Raw genomic sequence first — 21,441 nt, forward strand, 5'->3', positions numbered from 1 at the left:
AAAATTTACAATACAAAATTGTCAAATTAGTTTAATCTTCTTGTTGTGATATTTCTTGTTTGATTTATGAGGTTTACTGATTATTCCGTACTTGTGTAAAATAAAAAACGGTTATGACGTAATGTAATAACCGTTTTTATTTCCCTTTGTTGTTAATATTAATAATTAACTGATAAACCTACTCCAAAGCCCATATCGCTATCATAATGTGTTCTCACACCGATATGTCTTGTAAGGATATATCGCAAATCTGCCATATATTCCATATCCGTATTTACCATAAACCCTGCTCGCAATCTTTTGGAAAGAGGTATATCCTCTCGCATTAGCGAAACACGAAAAATACCATCGTGATATACCTCCGCTTGTACATTAACCAACATAGGTAAGGTATACATAACACCAAGACTAAATGCTCCTCGTTTATCTTTTTTATTTACTTGTCCAAAAAGATTTTTTTCATGCTCATCCATTCCCATTTTACGATAACGCCAGTCGAAACCAATAAAAGGCATCAACCATTGCATTTTTCCTATATAACGACCAAAATGAGTTTCCACTTCGTAACCGTGCATATCATTGTAACCTAATCTCCATTCTGTACCCAAACTATATCGAGCATTCATAAACATCATTTCACCGTCATTACCATTGGTCGCAAAATCATTCTGAGCCATAAAATGAATCATATTACTTTCACGCTGTAACATTTTATAGGCTTTATCCTTATTGGGCAAATAAGGGTTTTTATAATCACCCACAGCAAAAACTTTGTTCATACCTGCCATCATGTGATACAATATATGACAATGAAAAAACCAATCACCTTCTTCATTTGCGAGGAATTCAATGGTATCGGTTTCCATCGGCATAATGTCAATGATGTTTTTCATCGGAGCGTTTTCTCCTTTATCGTTTAGTAATCTAAAATCGAATCCGTGTAAGTGAATAGGATGTCGCATCATCGAATTATTATAGAGTGTAATGCGCAATACTTCGCCTTTCTTTACAGGTATTTTATCGCTTTCAGATAGTACTTTATCATCCATACTCCATACATAACGGTTCATATTTCCGGTCAATGTAAACTTCAATTCTTTTACGGGTGCATTTTTAGGTAGTTCAGTATTATTTGGAGATTTCAGCATGGCATAATTAAGCGTTACAATCTCGCTTAATGCATTCGCATTATAGCGATTTGGATCTTCATTCATATTCATCTCACCATGGTTCATTTGACTATGATCGGTTTTTTCAGCACTTTGCTTCATGTTCATATCTCCATGATCCATTTTGCTATGATCCATTGCTTCGTCTATTTTCTTTCCTTTTTTCTTTTCCTCGCCCGTAATCTCTGGATACATAACGACATTCATATCCATTTGATTCCAACTCATATTCATTCCCATATCATCAAGGTCTCCATTCATTTTCATCATATCGTTCATCATCTTCATACCTTCAAAATATTTAAGACGAGGCATGGCACCAACCATTGTTTTCTCTCCATTCCCGATAAAATAACTGGTAGATTGGGTACGATCTTCTGTTGTAGCCATGAACTCATAAGCTTTACCGTTTTCAGGAATGGTAACCACCACATCATACGTCTCTGAAACCGCAATTATTAGACGATCAACATCTACAGGTTCTACGTCATTTCCATCACTAGCCACCACTGTCATTTTACCACCAGCATATCTTAACCAGAAGTAGGACGATGCACCTCCATTAGAAATGCGCAAACGTACTTTATCACCTGCTTTCAGAGATTTACCATCTATCGATTTCAAATCTGTCAAATGATTTCCATTCATCAATACTTTGTCGTAGTAAACATCACTTACGTCCATCGCCATCATACGTTTCCATTCATTTTTCAGTTTTGTTTTGAAATTTCCTGTACGAATAGCTTCCGCATAACTTTGAGTTGCTCCCTTTTGTATAGCGAACCAGTCGCTTGCGTTATGTAGCATGCGATGAACATTTTCCGGCTTAAGATTTGTCCATTCACTTAACATAATGGGTATTTCTGGCAAATCGTCAATCCCTTTTCTAAATGTTTTATCATCAGCTTTCTTATGCATGATAAAGCTCCCATACATACCAATCTGCTCTTGCAATCCTGAATGAGAATGATACCAATGCGTTCCCGTTTGAATAATAGGGAAACGATACGTAAAGGTTTCACCAGGTTCAATGGGCATTTGCGTTAAAAAAGGAACGCCATCTTCTTTATTGGGCAGAAATAATCCGTGCCAATGCAATGAGGTACTTTCTTTAAGTTGATTATGTAACACTATTTCTGCCGTATCGCCTTCAGTAAATTCAAGTGTTGGCATTGGTATTTGCCCATTTACAGCGATTGCTCTTTTTTCTTTGCCTGCATAGTTTACGATGGTATCTTTTACATACAAATCGTAACGTACTACTTTTTGGGCTATACCGACCTGTGATATGAAGAGCGCTAACAGAGTTAGCAGCAACAACTTTTTGTGAAGAAATTTTTTATTATTCATTTTAAAAATCGCATTGGTTATACAAATATTAAAAGGCATGTTCCCTGAGCAATGCCTTAAAGGTTTTTATTATTTAGTTTCTGCAACTTTACCACAAGTAAGCATTGATGAACCATAATAAGGATTTTTAATATCTTTCTCTTTGCTCAACCAATATGCTTTTTTCATAGGACAATACTGATAATAAACAGGTTGATTTACTTTATCGGACGACTTTACCAGTTTCCACATTATAGTAGAAACATCGTTAAAAGCTGCTCTTTGCTTTTCAATATTGTTTCCAGCCTTGTTTAATTTTTCTGTAGCTTTTAATAGATCGGTTTTCTGTGAAAAATTATCTTCACCTTTTACTGCATCGTTGAAAACCGAAATTGCGGTGCTCGCTGCTTTGCTATCACTACTTACTAAAGCGTTTTTTACACTGATGTAACTGTTTAACAGATTGCTTGTGTTTTGTGCAAAAGCAGAAAATCCAAACAACATTACGGTTATTGCTATTATTAACTTTTTCATTTTTTATCTCTTTTTTATGATTAATGAATTGCTTATTATATTATTGTGAAATAGGTTCGGCTTTAAACCCTTTTTTCTTAATAATTGTTACGATTTCGTCTTCGCTAATTCCTTCTGATTTTACCGTAAGGATTTTATCACTATTTGCAGTATCTACATTCCATTCGCTGATACCATTAGCGCTATCTAAATCACCCTGTACTTTAGCAACACAGTTACCACAGTTAAGGTTTGTCTTGAATTGAAGGTTTTTGCTTTCCATTGTTTTGAACTTTTTAATTGTATTTCTTGAGTACAAAGTTCATAAGATAACAGGTAATATTGGTTGTGATATTCTTTGTTTGATTTATGACATTTACTGATTATTTACCAAAAATAGTTCCACTTGTAATATTTCTGGTTTGTTTTATGACTTTTACTGATTATAATGTTTGTTATAAATAAGTGAAATAAATTTACCAAAGAATAACACTAACTAATTATAAAATGTCTATCAAAACCTTTCTTTCGGTTTTGCATCGTGCTATGTTATAGCTGGGATACAAGTTCTAAATACAACTACACTTCATCCAGTGTACACAAATCATGTATCAAAATCATATTATAAAAATAAAAAACAATGACAAATAAATTAAAAAGCGTTGAATACGGTTTAGAAAAAATATTTGAAGGAGCACAAGACTTTCTTCCACTATTAGGAACTGATTATGTAGAATTTTATGTAGGTAATGCTCTTCAGGCAGCGCATTATTACAAAACGGCTTATGGATTCCAATCTGAAGCTTATGCAGGATTAGAGACCGGAGTAAAAGACAAGGTATCCTATGTGGTAAAACAAGACAAGATCCGTATTGTATTGACCACTGCACTTAACTCTTCTTCTCCAATCGGGGAACACGTGAAAAAACATGGAGACGGAATAAAAGTAGTTGCTTTATGGGTGGAGGATGCCAAAAGTGCATTTGAAGAAACTACCAAACGTGGAGCTAAGCCATTTATGGAGCCTACCGTTACTAAAGATGAAAATGGAGAAGCAATACAAGCGGGTGTTTTTGTATATGGTGAAACGGTTTTTATGTTTACAGAACGTAAAAATTACAAAGGAATCTTTTTACCTGGATTTACGAAATGGGAATCAGACTATAATCCGGAACCTGTTGGTCTGAAATTTATTGATCATATGGTTGGAAATGTAGGATGGAACGAAATGGATACATGGGTAAAATGGTTTGAAGATGTAATGGGATTTGTTAATTTCTTATCTTTTGACGATAAACAGGTTTCTACTGAATATTCTGCCCTAATGTCAAAAGTTATGGCAAATGGTAATGGAAGAATTAAGTTCCCGATTAACGAGCCTGCTGAAGGTAAAAAGCGTTCTCAAATAGAAGAGTACTTGGATTTTTATGAAGACGCCGGTGTACAGCATTTAGCTTTGGCTACCGATGATATTATTAAAACGGTAGAAGAAATGAAAAAAAGAGGTGTAGAGTTCCTATCCGTTCCGCCACAGGCATATTATGATGCTATACCGGATCGCATCAAAGCTCATGCCGACAATTTCAAGGAAGATTTAAATGAATTGCAAAAACTGGGAATTCTGATAGATGCTGACGAAGAAGGTTATTTGTTACAGATATTTACAAAACCTATTCAGGATAGGCCTACATTCTTTTTCGAAATTATTCAAAGAATGGGAGCTAGAGGTTTTGGTGCAGGAAACTTCAAGGCTCTTTTTGAATCAATTGAAAGAGAACAGGAACGCAGAGGTACCTTGTAATGTATAATGTGTAATTTTAGTTTAATATATACAAAGCCCTAAAAAAACAGGGCTTTGTTATTGGGACAAACGTTGGAACAAATATTCATAGATAGAGAAAAAATGGATGCCGGATTAAATAAAAACCAATCGATAGGATATCTGGATTTTGATGATAAATCTGGAAATAGGATAAATAGCAATACGCTGCTGGAAGATTACTATAAAATCATTTATATGGAGAAAAACGGTAGCATTATTGTGGATTTCGTAGAGTACAGCTTTACAGAAAACGTCTTGCTTTTCTTCAGTATTGGTCAGCATTTTCAAATATCCAAGGAATCTAGAGGAAGTATTATTTATTTCAATCCTGATTTTTATTGCATAGCTTTCCATGATAAAGAGCTTGCCTGTGACGGGCTCCTTTTTGATAATGTATTCGAGATGCCTTATCTAAATTTGTCGACGAATCTGGACATACTTTTCTTAAAACTAATCTCGTCTATAAAAAGAGAAATTAATCAAAAAGATTTTTGGGCTGAAGAAATGATAAAAACATACATCAAACAAATAATCATTTCAGCAACCAGAACTTTAATAAAATCAAATAATGACAGTCAAATCATTTCATATGATAAGGAGTTAGCCAGAAAATTCAGTCAATTGGTCGAGCTTCATTATCGAAAGCACCATAATGTCTCTGACTATGCAAATATGCTGAATATCACACCTAAAAACCTCAATAAAAAAATTGTATCTGAAAAACAGGTAGCACCAAGCATCATTATTAAGCAAAGAATTATTCTTCAGGCTAAAAGGTTACTTGCCAATACAACCTTAAGCATTAAAGAAATTGCTGATTATCTCGGGTATGAAGACTACTCCTATTTTGTGCGATTTTTCAAATCTCAAACGGGTCTACCACCCCTTTCTTTCCGAAACGGTCTTTAAAGAGTTCGTTGAAGGAAAAAAGTCCTATTAAGAATGAAGTATATGCATTGATGACACGTTTTTTAGATAGTACTTTTGTCAAGTAATTTAAAACAAATTTAAAAATGAAAGCAAAAGTAACAGCTAAGTGGCAAGGTAATTTTAAAAATGGAAGCGGTAATTTCGATGCGGCACATTCAGCCATTGGAAGCAGTGTTTTTAAACACAATAAATCTGAAGGAGAAAATACCGCTACAAATCCAGAAGAATTGATGGCCGCAGCACACGCTGCCTGTTATACAATGACGTTAAACTATATACTTACAAGCAAAGGGATTGAGGCAGAATCTTTAGAAACATCTTGTACAATAACAGCAACCAGCTTCGATATTACGAACTCTGATTTGGTGCTAAATGCAAAAATATCAGGCTTGAATGAAGAAGAATTTTTAAACTATGCTGAACAAGCAAAAGCTATGTGTCCGGTAGGAAAAGCTTATAAATTAGAGGTTTCACTAGTAGCTACACTAAATTAAGACTAATTTCGTTTATTCTTATTAAAAAAGTCACGTTTTATATTCCGTGACTTTTTTAATAATTGAATTAATAGATAGAAGAAAGGCAGATGAAAATATCTGCCTTCTTAAAAATTACCAAATCTGAATTTTAGATCTTTATCAACAATCCGAGAAGTGAAGACAGTAACAGTACGCACTTCCAACAGTTTAGTCTGTTTTTCATAATCAATCAATTTAAAGATAAATGTAAAATAGTATTTTGTATTTATAGATGTATTGCCTCACCTAAGGCATCTTCAATAGCATCTTTTATGGCTTCACTCATAGTTGGATGTGGAAAGATAGTATCCAATTGCTCGTGCCATGTTGTTTCCAATTTACGCGCAGTTGTGGTTTGAGCTATCAACTCCGTTACATTATAGCCAATCATATGCGTACCAATCCATTCTCCATACTTGGCATCAAAAATCACTTTTACAAAACCATCAGTAGCACCTACTGCACTCGCTTTACCACTTGCCATCAATGGAAATTTGCCTACTTTAATATCCATTCCCGCCTCACGTGCCTGCTTTTCGGTAAGACCAACTGAAGCAATTTCAGGTCCGGTGTAGGTACATGCTGGCATATTTCCGTAATCTAAAGGCGTTGGTTGATGGTCGTATTTACTTTCTTTAAAAGCTATAGCTTCGGCACAAATTACAGCTTCTTTCATCGCTTTGTGAGCCAATGCAGGGCCAGGAATAATATCGCCGATTGCATATATATTATCTATATTGGTTTTACACCCTTCATCTACCAGCACTTTTCCACGCTCTGTTTTAATCCCTAACTCTTCAATACCAATATTTTCAAGATTTGTTACAATGCCTACAGCACTTAACAGTATATCCGCTTCCAATACCTGTTCGCCACTACCATCCGTCTTTTTAATTGTAGCTTTTACTCCCGTAGCTGAAACATCTGCTTTTTCTACAGAAGCATTGGTAATTATTTCAATTCCTTTTTTCTTAAATGATTTTTCCAATTCTTTCGAAATATCTTCATCTTCCACAGGAACAATACGAGGCAAGTATTCCACTACAGTCACTTTAGTACCTATACTGTTATAGAAATAGGCAAATTCTACACCTATCGCTCCACTTCCCACAATGATAATGGATTTGGGTTGTTCAGGTAATACCATTGCCTCACGATAGCCAATGATTTTTTTGCCATCTATTGGAAGATTTGGCAATTCTCTAGCTCGTGCACCTGTAGCAAGAACGATGTATTTTGCCTGATAAGTTGCTGTTTTTCCGTCTGATACTTTAACAGTTATTTCATTTTTGGAGATAACTTTACCAACACCGCTAATGACATCAATTTTATTCTTTCTCATCAGAAACTGAACGCCTTTACTCATTTTGTCAGCAACACCGCGGCTTCGTTTTATAATGGCAGCAAAATCTGCAGAATACCCATCTACCTTTGCTCCATAGTTTTCTGCATGAGCAAGATATTCAAATACTTCTGCGGATTTCATTAAAGCCTTTGCAGGAATACACCCCCAGTTTAAGCAAATTCCTCCTAGGCTTTCCCTTTCTACAATGGCTGTTTTAAGCCCCAATTGTGAAGCTCTAATAGCTGCTACATAGCCTCCTGGACCACTTCCTAAAATAATTACATCATATGTCATAGCATTACTTTTTACGGTTAAACCTTATTAAATCTTTCTTTAAAGCTATTTAAAATAACATTTACGATTATTGTACGATTTTTTGTTTAATTTATGATTTTTACTGATTTCTGATCTTTCTAATTGTCTTTTATTGCTGGAATAACCAGTACTGGGATTTTTACTAAATGGCGTACTTGATTTATCGTTGCACCATACAATAGATCTTTTAATCCTTTATGCCCATGTGCACCCATTACAATAAGCTCTGCCCCGGATTTATTTACAATCTCTCCAATGCTGTCGGCTGTTTTTCCAAAACCAAGCTTTGCTTCTGCATGATAGCCTTGTTGTTGTAGTTGTTTTACATATTCGTCCAAAAATTCGCGATCTTTTACCGTTTCTTCATCTGTACTATCTTGAAGATGGGAGGCAGAGGCAACACTTTCTACAACGTGTATAAGTGTATAGGTACAATCTTTTCCACCTTGTGTAATAGCATAGTTGATAACCTTTTGGTCAAGTTGTTTGAAATCGACAGTAATGGCAATTTTATTAAATGAAGCATAAAATTTTAATTGCAAAGGTTCAGGTTTATCATGCGGTGTTATTTCACAAAACGCTTTTCTGCTAAACAAAGGATATAATGTGGTATATACCAACAAGATCATAAAACCAATCCCACCCAAAATGATTAATCCTTTCCAGACTATATTACCTGAAGTAGCAAAGAAAGTGATAGCCTCTTCTACCAATAGTTTGGAGTTGAGATATACCAGTACGATGGTTATAATCCAAGCCGCTATTTTTATTACGGGCTTGATGGCAAATTTGCCCATTGTCTTTTTATCGCTCACAAAATGGATAAGAGGAATGACCGCAAAACCTAATTGCATACTTAACACTACCTGGCTGAAGATAAGCAGGCTATCGACATTACCTTCACCATTAATGAGAATTACCAAAGCCGCTGGAACTATGGCAAGTAACCTTGTGATAAGTCTTCGCAACAAAGGGTTCATTCGAAAGCGTAGATAACCTTCCATTACTATTTGTCCGGCAAGCGTACCCGTAATGGTACTGCTTTGTCCGGCAGCAATCAAAGCTACAGCAAATAGTTTTGCTGTAAAATCGCTTCCGAGGTGCTGTGGCAATAATTCATAAGCCTGCTTTAGCTCTGCCACGTCGGAACGTCCGGTTTTATAAAAAACTGTAGCGGCAAGAATTAATATAGCTGCATTTACAAGCAATGCCATATTTAGAGCAATGGCACTATCCCAAAAATTGAGCTTAATTGCTTTTTTGATACTGGCATCATCACGATTAAATTTACGTGTCTGCACCAGTGCAGAGTGTAGGTATAAATTATGTGGCATTACCGTTGCACCGATAATACCGATAGCAATGTACAATGCAGTATCATTCTGTATATGTGGTATCAGTCCTGTTGCAATTTCATCTACATTAGGGTCAGCTACCCATATTTGTACAAGAAACGACATTCCTATAACGAATATCAAACCGATGATAAAGGCTTCGAGCTTGCGCATTCCCCATTTTTGCAAAGTCATCAACAGTAATGTATCCAAGGCTGTAATAGCAACACCCCAAATCAAAGGCATTCCCGTGAGCAACTGTAAACCAATTGCCATCCCCAATATTTCTGCAAGGTCTGTCGCAACAATAGCGACTTCAGCAAGTATATATAATACAAAATTGACCTTCTTAGGATAAGTTTCCCGGTTTGCTTGAGCCAAATCTCTATTTCGAACGATCCCTAACCTTGCAGACAAGCTTTGTAGCAACAAGCCCATAATACTACTCATTACTAAAACCCAGAGTAATGAGTAGCCAAATTGGCTACCACCGGCCAAGCCTGTTGCCCAGTTGCCCGGATCCATATATCCAACACTGACAAGATAAGCCGGTCCAAAAAAAGCCAAAACTCTTCGCCAGCGAGATTGACCAGGAACAGTCGTGTCTACAGAATTATGTACTTCGCTTAATGAAGATTGTGATTGTTTTTTAGCCATTTCACAAATATTTTTAGGATAAAAAAACTGCCGCAAGATTTCTTGCGGCAGTCTAGCTTCTTAGTTAGAACTTCATCTTTTGAATTCGAACCGCATTTAGAATAGCTAATAAAGCTACACCTACATCTGCAAATACGGCTTCCCACATGGTAGCCAGCCCGCCTGCACCAAGAATAAGAACAACTGCTTTAACCCCGAAGGCTAAAATAATATTCTGCCAAACAATTTTCTTGGTCTGCTTACCGATGTTAATAGCCATTGGAATTCTAGACGGCATATCATCCTGAATGACAACATCAGCAGTTTCAATAGCGGCATCACTACCTAATCCTCCCATTGCAATCCCAGCATCACTCAACGCAATAACAGGCGCATCATTTACACCGTCTCCAACAAAAGCTACACTGCCATTTCTGGATTTTATTTCTTTAACCTTACTTACTTTGTCTTCCGGTAATAAATCTCCGTAGGCACTATCAATCCCCAATTGTCCAGCTACATGTTCGACTACAGCGCTCTTGTCTCCACTTAGCATAACTGCTCTTACACCCATACTACGCAACTTGTCTATTGTAATCTTAGCATCTACCTTAATACTATCGGAAATGGTCAAATAACCCACGAATTTTCCGCCATATGCTATTGCAATTACGGTATAAACAATATTTGCGGTATCAGCATCATGGTTAATATTAAACTTATCTAATAATTTGAAGTTACCTACCAGTAATTCTTTACCATTTACAGTCGCTTTTAAACCATGACCGGCTATTTCCTCGGTATTTTCTAGCTTGATATTATTATCTATTTCACCGACATAATTATAGATAGCTGTCGCAACAGGATGTGTGCTATGGCTTTCTATCGCGTTTACCAAATTCAGAATTTCAGTTTTGTCAAATTCAGGTTTTAAAATCACTTCCTGAACCTTAAAAACACCTTCTGTCATTGTTCCTGTTTTATCCATCACCACATTCTTAACACTGGCTAGAATGTCAAGATAATTGGATCCTTTAAACAAGATTCCATTGCGACTCGCAGCTCCTATACCTCCAAAATAACCTAGTGGAATAGAAATAACCAAGGCACAAGGACAGGAAATAACAAGAAATACTAAAGCACGATACAACCATTCACTGAACACATACTCGGAAACAAACAATGCTGGTAACAATGCAATTCCGATAGCAAGGAAAGTAACAATAGGTGTATATACTTTTGCAAATTTTCGAATGAATAATTCGGTAGGTGCTTTTTGTGCAGTTGCATCCTGAACCATTTCCAGAATCTTACTCAGTTTACTGTCCGTGTAAGCTGTTGTAACTTTTATCTGACTAACTGTATTCAAATTAATCATTCCTGCCAGTACCGTTTCACCTTTTGATTTGGTATCCGGCTTACTTTCTCCTGTTAAGGCAGCCGTGTTAAAAGATCCCGTTTCTGACTCCAATTCACCATCTAATCCTACTTTTTCTCCAGGCTTTAGCTGGATAATATCACCAATATTCGCATCTTCTGCTTGAATAATGGTTGCTTTTCCGTCCTTTAAAACAGTAACTTCGTCAGGTCTTTGGTCTAATAGTGCTTTGATATTGCCTTTTGCCCTTGATACAGCCAGTGTTTGAAACACTTCACCTACGGCGTAAAACAACATTACTGCAACACCTTCTGGATATTCCCCAATAGCGAATGCACCAATAGTGGCTATACTCATTAGGAAAAACTCTGAAAAGAAATCTTTGTAACGAATACTTTCAATCGCTTCTTTAATAACAGGTAAACCTACTGGAATATAAGCAACTACATACCAAATAATCCTTACCCAACCCGTAAACCAAGTTTGTGGAAAGTAATTATCAAAACCAATGGCTACCAATAGCAATACCAATGAAATGATTGCCGGAGTAAACAACTGAAGAGCTGTTTTATCTTCTAAATCGTGGCTATGGTCGTGCCCGTCGCCATCGCTATGATCGTGTCCGCCTTTTTTCTTTCCGTGATTGTGTCCGCTGTGGTCATGATCGTCGTGGCTACCGTGATCGTGTCCATCACCATCGCCATGATCGTGTCCACTATGGTCGTGATCGTCGTGATTGACATCTTTCAACAAATCTGCCGCACCGGCATTTTTATAAATTTTTTCTGTTTTCACACAACACAACTGATTACCTTGAGTATCATATTTATGTTTGTGCGGTTTTTTACCCGTAAGATCCAGGCCACCATCATCGGTGCTGCAACATATTTTTGACATAATTATTATTTTTTTAGTAAACTGTATTAGTAGTCGTTTTTAACTAATTCCTATTTGTACAGCAAAATTATAATCTAAATTTGGGAACCTGGTTGCAAATACAAAACTGCTTTTCAGACTCCCCGAAAAACTGATACAAGCCTTAATTTGCTACTAAAAAAACATTAAGGCTTGTAGAATTTTCATTTAAATATGAATAGCTATCTTATCAACATCAAGGCAAGCTTCACGCAAGTTTTCATAATACGTTGGATGCCCGTGCGAAATGCGTGCAATATCTTCTGCTGAAGCTCTGAATGCCATTGCTACAGTCGGTTCACCTATTAAATCAGAGGCTCTTTCACCAATAATGTGAAAACCTAAAATTTCATCCGTTTCCGCATCTGTCAAGACTTTTGCAATACCCTCTGTTTTACCACTTGTGATAGCTCTTCCTGATGCAGAAAAAGGAAATTGTCCTACTTTGTAATTTTTCCCTTCAGTTTTCAGCTCTTCTTCGGTTTTCCCTACACTTGAAACTTCAGGACTGGTATAAACAATTCCAGGAATTAAATTATAATCAATGTGAGGTTTTTGCCCAGCGATGATTTCTGCCACATAAACACCTTCTTCAGACGCTTTGTGAGCAAGCATAGGTCCTACAACAACATCACCGATGGCATAGATTCCTTTTACATTGGTTTCAAGATTGCTATCGGTGGCAACCTGTCCGCGTGGAGTCAATTCAACTCCAACATTTTCCAAACCTAAACCTGTTGTATAAGGTTTTCTACCTATTGCCATTAGACAATAATCCCCTTCAATTGCTACGGTATTACCGTTTTTATCTTCGGCAGTAACGGTTACATTATCACCATTATTGGTTGCTCCGGTAACTTTATGATTTAGCAAAAATTCAAAACCTAAATTCTTTTTTAAAGATTTTTGAAGTTCGACTCCCATTTTTTTGTCCATACTCGGAAGTATTCCTCCTGTATATTCAAGTACGGTTACTTTGCTTCCTAATCTTGCGTAAACCGAACCTAATTCCATTCCGATTACACCACCACCAACTACAATAAGATGTTTCGGAATTTCTTTTAAAACCAACGCTTCGGTAGAACTGATGATTCTTTTTTTATCAATGTCAATTCCCGGAAGCGAAGCGGGCTTAGAGCCCGTCGCTATAATGATATTTTTACCGGTAATTGTTTTTTCTTCGTTTTCGGATTTCAGAAGAATGGTGTTTTTATCCACAAAAGATCCCGTTGCCTGAAATACTTCAACCTTATTCTTCTTCATCAGATAACTTACACCGCCGTTTATTTTAGAAACAACATCTGCTTTTCTGGCAATCATTTTTTCCAAATCAACTTGCAAATTATCAACAGAGATCCCATGAACATTTACGTTATCCTTGATTTCATGGTACCGCTCAGAACTGTCTAACATTGCTTTTGAAGGAATACATCCTACATTTAGACAAGTTCCTCCAAGTACTGCATATTTTTCGATAATAGCTGTTTTTAAGCCTAATTGAGCACAACGGATTGCGGTTACATAGCCACCTGGTCCAGATCCGATAATGATTACATCAAAATTATTTTTCATGATTTTTTTTTAAATTATGTTAATGGCTATGACCACCTGTATTACTAAGCTTAGCATTAATAAAAAAAGCACCTTTAGTTACAATCTGAGCATTTTGTGGAATCTCTTTAACCGGAGTAATAGCTGTATATCCCATGTTTGAAGTACCCTTTGCTACTTCAATTTTTTCAAAATTCAATTTCTGTGCTGCTTGGGTAGCATGCTCAGAAGCTTCTTTTTCATTTTTATGCCCATGTGTTGCTTCTCCTTCATCATGACCATGACCATGATCGTCATGACCTCCCTCATTATGTTCTTCCGGTTCCTTATCTGTCTTAATAAATATGTAGTATTTACCATCCGCTTCCACAATTGCCTCATTTGGAACAGCAGAAGTCAACACATCATCAAGACTTACGAGCCCAGTGATATTCATTCCATCTATTAAACCTGATTTGTCTCCAATAATTTCACTATGAACAGCAATTGATTTACTTTCTCCACTAAAAGATGATCCTATAGTAGTTACTTTAGCGGCATAGCTTTTTTGCGGATTATTAGTAATAGTGAAGTTAATTTTCTGTCCTACCTTGATTAATGGAAGATCTTTTTCAAAAACCTGTAAATCTAAATGAATAGAGCTATTATTAATAATTTCAACAATAGGCGAGGAAACGTCCACATAACTTCCAATTTTTGCAAATACATCACTGATGGTACCATCAATTGGACTTGTTACCGTTAGACTTGAACGAAAATTATTATTAGCAATATTGTTGGGGTTAATTCCCATCATCTGAATTTGTTGCTGTAATGAAGCTTTTCTAGCTTTTAGAGTACTTAATTCTGCAGTAGCATTTTGTAAGTTCTTTTTAGCTCCTGCATTTCCTTCGTTCAACTCTCTCTGACGCTCTAACTCTTGTTCTGCAAACGTTATTCTGCTTTGGATGGAAGAGTATTCTTCTTGTAACTGAACAAACTGAGGGTTAGAGATAGTTGCAATCACCTGACCTTTTCTTACATAATCACCAAGTTCAACAGTTAAGGTTTTAATAACTCCACCAAACAAGGAAGTTGCATTAGCTTTGCTCTTATTCGGAACCCGAAGTTTACCGATGGCTTTTAAAGATGCCGTTAGAGACTTTTGCTCAATACTTCCTAATTCAATTCCTGCCGTCTTTATCTGGTCTTCAGTTAACGTTGCTATATTTTCAGCCTCTTCTGAGTGACTTTCTTTTGATGATTCTTGGGAAGTAGAGTGGTCATGTCCATCTCCTTCTTTATGCTCTTTACCTCCACATGATATCAAAAATAAGGATGCTAGAATAATACTTAACACCGATGTTACTTTTATTATATTGACTTTCATTTTGTTTATTTATTTGTTAATGAATAGATAACAATCACAGATTCATTTATTTGCTGTATACTTTTAAGATAGTTTAAATAGGTATCAGTAGCTGTTTGAACGGCATACAGATATTCTACATAAGAAAGGTCTCCTGTGCTATATCCCAAACGTGAAGCATTTATAATTTCTTCTGCATTCGGAATTGCCTGTTCAATAAAATAATTAAACTGACTCACATTTTGCTCATATTGAGTCATGGCATTTTTCATTTCTGTTTTCAAAACATTTTCCTGCCATTGCGCATTCATTTCTGCAGATTCTTTTTGAATTTCCAACGAACGAACCCTTGATCTTGTGGTTGTAAAAATTGGAATAGAAATTCCTACATCGACAAATCCAAATCTTTGACCTCTTCCATAAAACTTTTCTACACCATTTTTGCTATGTTCACCAATCAATGAGATATTGCTGTAACCTAAAGTAAAGTCTGGCAATCCATTCGCTCTTTCTACCTTTTTACTTTTTTCAGCAACAAGTGCTTCTTGATACAGAGATTGAATACTTGGATGATTCCTAACAGCATCATTATCTATTATGTCACTTATAAATACAGGCTTATATTCTAGTGCTTTTTCGATGGTGAAATCCTCCTCAATCTGCATTAGATTTTTTAAATTCAGGTATGCATTTTTTCTTAATACCTCATTTTGTTGAGCAAGAAGGTTGATTTCACCTCGTTTAGTGTTTGCTGTACTTACATCAATTTTACCAATATCACCAGTCTTATATCGCAAGTTAGCTACTCTTATAAAATCAAGATAAATGCTATCAAGGTATTGAAGTTTTTTAGCATTATTTTCAAGATACTCCAACTGATAATAATAGGTACGTACTTGCTTCTTTAATTCATTTTCTGAAAGAGCCTTTGCCCATTCTTTGCTTTTAATTTCTTCTTTAATAAGATCCTTTTTTGCTCCAAATAGTGTGGGAAAAGGAATGTTTTGAGAAATCATAACTCCATCATTATATTCAAATCCTTCGTTATTTCCGTATTGAATATTTAGTTCGGTTTTCGGTAATTCATAAGCTGTTCGTTTCAGACTTTCAGCTGCCCTTACGTCTAAATCTTTAGATTTAATTCCTGAATTATTTTCTAATGCAATTCGGACAGCTTTATCTGCGGAAATATCTTGTGCTTGAATATTTTGTGAGAGACCTAAAAATATGCCCAATAATATTATTGGAGTTATCGATTTAATTTTATTATTATTCATTGCTTTATTTGTTTTCATAAATACCAAATACAGTAGCGGAAGAACAAAGAGTGTTAATGCTGTAGCTGAAATCAGCCCGCCAATTACTACGGTAGCAAGAGGTTTTTGTACTTCAGCTCCCGCACTGGTACTTAAAGCCATAGGAAGAAAACCTAAACTGGCAACAGATGCCGTCATTAGAACAGGACGTAACCTTGTTTTGGTTCCTTCAATTACCCGTGCAACTATGTCATCCCAACCTTCTTTTTCTAACCTATTGAATGTTGCTATAAGTACGATTCCGTTTAGTACCGCCACACCGAACAAAGCAATAAAACCAACTCCGGCTGAAATACTAAATGGCATATCTCTCAACAACAATGCAAATACTCCACCTATGGCACTCATAGGTATTGCAGCATATACAAGTGCCGCTTCTTTAAGTGAACGGAATGTAAAGTAAAGAAGTACAAATATTAGAAGAAGTGAGATCGGCACTGCGATGAGTAAACGATCGCTTGCTTTTTGTAAATTTTCAAATTGACCACCATACGTTACATAGTAGCCGCTCGGAAGTTTCACTTCTTGAGCGAGTTTGTCTTGAATATCTTTCACCACACTTGCAACATCTCTTCCCTGAACGTTAAAGCCAACATATATACGACGTTTTCCGTCTTCACGGCTTATTTGTGCTGGACCTAATTTATAGTTGACATCAGCTACTTGAGAAAGCGGAATTTGTTCTCCACTAGGCGTTGGTATGAATAGATTACTTACATCTTCTATAGAGGTTCTGTGCTCATTGTCCAGACGAACTACCAGATCAAATTTTCGCTCATTTTCATATACTACACCTGCTGCTTTTCCTGCAAAGGCAGTACTCACAATGTCATTAATATCTTGAATTTTTAAACCATAGTTGGCAATTCTCGCCCGATCATAATCAATGTTGATTTGAGGGAGTCCATCCACTCTTTCTACTTGTGGCGCAGTCGCTCCCGGAATTGTCTGTACTATAGTATTAACTTTATTAGCATACACCAATAGAGAATCCAGATTTTCTCCAAAAATTTTCACTGCCACATCCTGACGAATCCCCGTCATTAATTCATTGAATCTCATCTGAATAGGCTGATTAGCTTCAAAGAAAACCCCTGGGATACTTTCTAGTTTTTCCATCATTTCGTTTGAAAGCTCATCATAAGATTTTTTTTCTTTCCATTCTTTTTGTGGCTTAAGAATGACCATTAAATCTGTAGCCTCCGGAGGCATCGGATCAGTAGGTATCTCACCGGCACCTGTTTTTCCTACCACCATTTTAACTTCGTCAAATTCTTTCAGAATTCGAGACGCTTGCATAGATGTCTCCAAACTTTGACTTAAAGAAGTCCCTTGAGGTAGAATACAATGCATTGCAAAATCTCCTTCACCTAGTTTCGGTAAGAATTCACCACCCATTCGGGAAAATAAGAATAAGCTGATTGCAAATAAACCTACCGCTGATCCTATCACTACATATTTTAATCTAATAGCTTTTTCTAAAAGGGGCTGATACACTTTGTTTAAGAAATCCATCATTTTATCTGACAGGTTCTTTTTTGTGATAGGTTTCTTTGACAAGAACAGTGCACTCATCATAGGGATATAGGTGAATGAAAGAATTAAAGCTCCAATAATTGCAAAACTGACTGTTTGAGCCATTGGTGTAAACATTTTTCCTTCGATCCCTACTAATGTTAATATTGGGATGTATACAATAAGAATGATGATTTCTCCGAAAGCCGCACTTGTACGTATTTTTCTTGCAGAATCGAACACTTCTTCATCCATTTCTCCCTGTGTAAGTCTCTTATTTGATTTTCTAAGCCCTAGATGATGCATTGTTGCTTCCACTACAATCAAAGAACCATCCACAATCAAACCAAAGTCTATAGCTCCTAAACTCATCAGATTGGCACTCACTCCAAACAATCTCATCATACCTAATGCAAATAGCATTGACAAAGGAATAGCAGAAGCGACAATTAAACCAGCTCTTAAATTACCTAGAAACAGAATTAAGACAAAAATTACAATTAAAGCTCCCTCTATAAGATTTTTCTCAACCGTATCTATGGCACGTCCAACAAGGTCTGTTCTGTCGAGATAAGGTTCGATAACGATATCGTCTGGTAGAGATTGTTGTATTGTCGGAATTTTCTCCTTAATACGTTCTACCACTTTGGCACTGTTTTCTCCTTTGAGCATCATGACGATTCCTCCCACAGCATCTACCTCTCCGTTGTAGGTGAGCGCACCGTAACGAATGGCATTACCAAAACGTACTTCTGCTACATCTTTTACCAGTATAGGAACTCCTGAAATATTCTTTACAACAATATTCCCTACATCTTCAAGTGTGTTTACCAAACCTACACCTCTAATAAAATATGCATTGGGTTTCTTGTCAATATATGCACCTCCTGTATTTTGGTTATTAGTTTCCAATGCAGAAAATATTTCGGAAATACTCACATCCATAGCTCTTAAACGATCTGGATTGACAGAAACTTCATATTGCTTCAGCAGCCCTCCAAAGCTATTGATTTCAGCAATTCCTGGTGTTCCATATAGTTGACGAGCAACAATCCAATCTTGCATTGTTCTCAGATCCATAGCGGTATATTTGTCTTCGCTACCTTTTTTAGGATGTAGTATATACTGATACACTTCACCTAAGCCAGTGCTAACAGGGGATAGTTCCGGTGTGCCTACACCCTCAGGAATTTGCTCCTCAGCTTCTTTCAATTTCTCATTAACTAGTTGTCTAGCAAAGTAGATGTCTACTTCATCCTTAAAAACAACGGTAACGACTGAAAGTCCAAAACGGGAAATACTTCGTATCTCTTCCACATCAGGAAGATTGACAATACTTTGCTCTACTGGAAATGTAACTAATTGTTCAACTTCCTGCCCCGCTAGAGTAGGACATAGAGTTATAACTTGTACCTGATTATTTGTAATATCAGGCTGGGCATCTATAGGAAGTTTTGTAGCACTCCATACGCCCCATATTATCAGCAGCAAAGTCATTACTCCAATAATGAGCTTATTCTTGATACTGAATTTAATTATGTTATCTAACATTTTTGATTAGTATTAATATTTAAAGTATATACGATTTCTATCATTTAAAATGATAGTACAATAATTTTTACTGACGCACACGAAGAAATATTCTTCACAAGCGCAAGAGAAAAGACTAGTAATTACTTTTTAAACATTAATCTTTGGCGGTTGCCATATGCTCCCGGAGTATTGGGAATAGAGATTTACATTTCTAAGAGAAACCTTTTGTTTAGCGTTCAATTTAAGTTTTGGGGATACTACTTCGGTTATGTTGAAATCCGAAATAGCTACAGTAATGGTTCCACAACATTGGCAAGAACAAAAAGGACTACAAAAATCTTTGTGTTCCGTTTTATGATTATCTTCATGTGATAGTCCAATTTCTACTAACTGGTTGTTATTTGCTGTACATTCATACAAAGCGTCTGTGCAGGGAAGTATTGACATCCCTAACATATAAACACTGAATATAAATACAAATATTTTCACCTCTCTAATTTTAAACTTTAATTGATTGATAATCCATCCAATAAGTCGGTACAAACTTACAAAAAATATAATAGCACTCAACTTAACAAATAAGTTATTTTTCTCATGAATGAAATCTATAAAAGATTATGTAATTAGCAATTTATTTAAAATAAATTTAGTCATTTAACACCTCTTTCATTATAAAGCAGCCTGTATATCTATCATCTATCATTACAAGAATCACCTTTTCATTGATATGATTCAAGCTTTCATCATAATAAAAATCGTAACATTTCATCAATTCAAGATTTCCAATAATTACTTCATGATTATCAATAAAACCTTTAATTCCTCCTTGTATTTCTTCAACTTTTTCAATTCTATAGTCTGATAATTGTACAGATGGCAACACTTTAAAAATAGCTCTTGCTATAGGGTGTGATGACATAGATTGAAGTATTGATGTATAGGTATACATTGTTTCTTTTTCAGAAACTACACATTCAATTTTTTTTACCTCAAAATCTGGGTTATCTACGTAACCTGATTTTATTTTCGAGTTATTATTATATCTATTTTCCATATCTATATTATGAATTTTTACACAACAAAATTAGCTGTAGTATTTGGGAACCTGGTTGCAAATGCAAAACAGCCATATTTACATATGGCTGTTTTTTAAAATGCGGTTTTATTTGGAGTTATTTGTTTCTTAAAAAATCTCGAACACTCATTACACATTCCCTTCATTACAAAATTTATACTTTCCAATAAAAAACTATCTGGCAGCTGAATCGGTGGAATAGCAATACTTTCAAGACAAAAAGTATTCTTACAGCGGTTACAGTTGAAATGTACATGTAGGTCACCTACATTGCACATACATGAATCACTACAAATTGAATATTTCATTGAGCCGGAACCATCATCGATCGTATGAATGAGTAAGTTGTCATGAAAAAGGGTCAAGGTCCTAAAAATAGTAGATTTATTTACCGTCTCTAGTTCCGTTTCCAAATCGGTCAGGCTAAATGCTTTTTTAAATTCAGACATTGTCTGAAAAATTAATAATCTAACTGATGTTGGTTTTATACTTCTTTTTTCTAACCTTTCTTCTAAACTTTTCATCTTGCTTTTATGGATTAAATGAGCTAATAAATCCAATGTAAAAGTATAGAAGTCGATTTTATTCCATCTTGTAATATTCTTTGATAGATTTACGAGATTTACTGGTTACTGTATTATAAATAGTGAATGTAGCCTATTTCGGGCAAATATTTACAGTCTTCGCAATTATCGTATTCTAATGTTGATTGCTCAGGTTGCTCAAAATTGGCTTGTAAAAAAGCATTTGAAAACAAAGCATAAGGGGGATATTCTGCAATATGGTTTTTAAGCATTTTGTGTGCTTCTGTTAATTCGCATATAAATACCCCCAGCAATTCGCATTAAAATGCCACCACCTTAAACAATTAAGGTTTTACTTGTTGAGAGTATAATAAACTC

At 35.8% G+C, this 21,441-nt stretch carries 15 protein-coding genes; 3 read left to right on the plus strand and 12 right to left on the minus strand.

Annotated features, from left to right (window positions below; translation table 11 throughout):
• Nucleotides 1-158: 158 nt before the first annotated feature.
• From BGP15_RS26555 to BGP15_RS26565, 3 genes are all read right to left on the minus strand, one after another.
• A complete protein-coding gene (locus tag BGP15_RS26555; protein WP_286771209.1) occupies nt 159-2,489 on the minus strand; it encodes a multicopper oxidase domain-containing protein in 2,331 nt (776 codons plus the stop codon).
• A 99-nt stretch (nt 2,490-2,588) separates the two neighbouring features.
• Nucleotides 2,589-3,032: a DUF3347 domain-containing protein gene (locus BGP15_RS26560; RefSeq protein WP_038330958.1), complete on the minus strand. Its 444-nt coding sequence runs from the start codon at nt 3,030-3,032 to the stop codon at nt 2,589-2,591.
• Nucleotides 3,033-3,072: 40 nt separating this feature from the next.
• Nucleotides 3,073-3,294, minus strand: coding sequence for a heavy-metal-associated domain-containing protein (locus BGP15_RS26565; RefSeq protein WP_038330956.1), 222 nt, complete (start codon nt 3,292-3,294; stop codon nt 3,073-3,075).
• Between the two features lie 357 nt (nt 3,295-3,651).
• Here BGP15_RS26565 and hppD point away from each other — a divergent pair, with 357 nt between their 5' ends.
• The 3 genes from hppD (at nt 3,652) to BGP15_RS26580 (ending at nt 6,257) form a co-directional block, all read left to right on the plus strand.
• Complete coding sequence (gene hppD, locus BGP15_RS26570) at nt 3,652-4,812, plus strand: 4-hydroxyphenylpyruvate dioxygenase (protein ID WP_038330954.1); 1,161 nt, start codon at nt 3,652-3,654, stop codon at nt 4,810-4,812.
• Nucleotides 4,813-4,884: 72 nt separating this feature from the next.
• A complete protein-coding gene (locus tag BGP15_RS26575; protein WP_144038153.1) occupies nt 4,885-5,742 on the plus strand; it encodes an AraC family transcriptional regulator in 858 nt (285 codons plus the stop codon).
• A 104-nt stretch (nt 5,743-5,846) separates the two neighbouring features.
• The gene (locus BGP15_RS26580) at nt 5,847-6,257 is read left to right on the plus strand and encodes an OsmC family peroxiredoxin (RefSeq protein WP_038330952.1); all 411 of its coding nucleotides are present in this window, start codon (nt 5,847-5,849) and stop codon (nt 6,255-6,257) included.
• A gap of 247 nt (nt 6,258-6,504) precedes the next feature.
• Here BGP15_RS26580 and lpdA (BGP15_RS26585) read toward each other — a convergent pair whose 3' ends face one another.
• The 9 genes from lpdA (BGP15_RS26585) to BGP15_RS26620 all read right to left on the minus strand — a co-directional run bounded on the left by lpdA (BGP15_RS26585) (nt 6,505) and on the right by BGP15_RS26620 (nt 21,063).
• Nucleotides 6,505-7,917, minus strand: a complete 1,413-nt coding sequence (gene lpdA, locus BGP15_RS26585; protein ID WP_038330950.1) for a dihydrolipoyl dehydrogenase — start codon at nt 7,915-7,917, stop codon at nt 6,505-6,507.
• A 119-nt stretch (nt 7,918-8,036) separates the two neighbouring features.
• Nucleotides 8,037-9,929, minus strand: coding sequence for an Nramp family divalent metal transporter (locus BGP15_RS26590; protein WP_038330947.1), 1,893 nt, complete (start codon nt 9,927-9,929; stop codon nt 8,037-8,039).
• Between the two features lie 64 nt (nt 9,930-9,993).
• Nucleotides 9,994-12,183 carry a heavy metal translocating P-type ATPase gene (locus BGP15_RS26595; RefSeq protein WP_052217465.1) on the minus strand — a complete coding sequence of 730 codons (2,190 nt, stop codon included), beginning with the start codon at nt 12,181-12,183 and terminating at the stop codon, nt 9,994-9,996.
• Nucleotides 12,184-12,369: 186 nt separating this feature from the next.
• The gene (lpdA, locus tag BGP15_RS26600; protein ID WP_038330944.1) at nt 12,370-13,773 is read right to left on the minus strand and encodes a dihydrolipoyl dehydrogenase; all 1,404 of its coding nucleotides are present in this window, start codon (nt 13,771-13,773) and stop codon (nt 12,370-12,372) included.
• A 19-nt stretch (nt 13,774-13,792) separates the two neighbouring features.
• Nucleotides 13,793-15,121 (minus strand): efflux RND transporter periplasmic adaptor subunit, encoded by a 1,329-nt coding sequence (locus BGP15_RS26605; RefSeq protein ID WP_083206661.1) that lies wholly within the window; start codon nt 15,119-15,121, stop codon nt 13,793-13,795.
• Nucleotides 15,122-15,126: 5 nt separating this feature from the next.
• The gene (locus BGP15_RS26610; RefSeq protein WP_084106824.1) at nt 15,127-19,482 is read right to left on the minus strand and encodes a CusA/CzcA family heavy metal efflux RND transporter; all 4,356 of its coding nucleotides are present in this window, start codon (nt 19,480-19,482) and stop codon (nt 15,127-15,129) included.
• 129 nt (nt 19,483-19,611) lie between these two features.
• On the minus strand, nt 19,612-19,953 hold the full coding sequence (locus BGP15_RS27045; RefSeq protein WP_350320026.1) for a DUF6660 family protein: 342 nt from the start codon (nt 19,951-19,953) through the stop codon (nt 19,612-19,614).
• Between the two features lie 157 nt (nt 19,954-20,110).
• Complete coding sequence (locus BGP15_RS26615) at nt 20,111-20,518, minus strand: hypothetical protein (protein ID WP_038330938.1); 408 nt, start codon at nt 20,516-20,518, stop codon at nt 20,111-20,113.
• A 95-nt stretch (nt 20,519-20,613) separates the two neighbouring features.
• Nucleotides 20,614-21,063: a Fur family transcriptional regulator gene (locus tag BGP15_RS26620; RefSeq protein WP_052217463.1), complete on the minus strand. Its 450-nt coding sequence runs from the start codon at nt 21,061-21,063 to the stop codon at nt 20,614-20,616.
• Nucleotides 21,064-21,441: the final 378 nt, after the last annotated feature.

Origin of the sequence: Sphingobacterium sp. 40-24 (assembly GCF_001899705.1) — a bacterium.
Classification (GTDB): domain Bacteria; phylum Bacteroidota; class Bacteroidia; order Sphingobacteriales; family Sphingobacteriaceae; genus Sphingobacterium; species Sphingobacterium multivorum.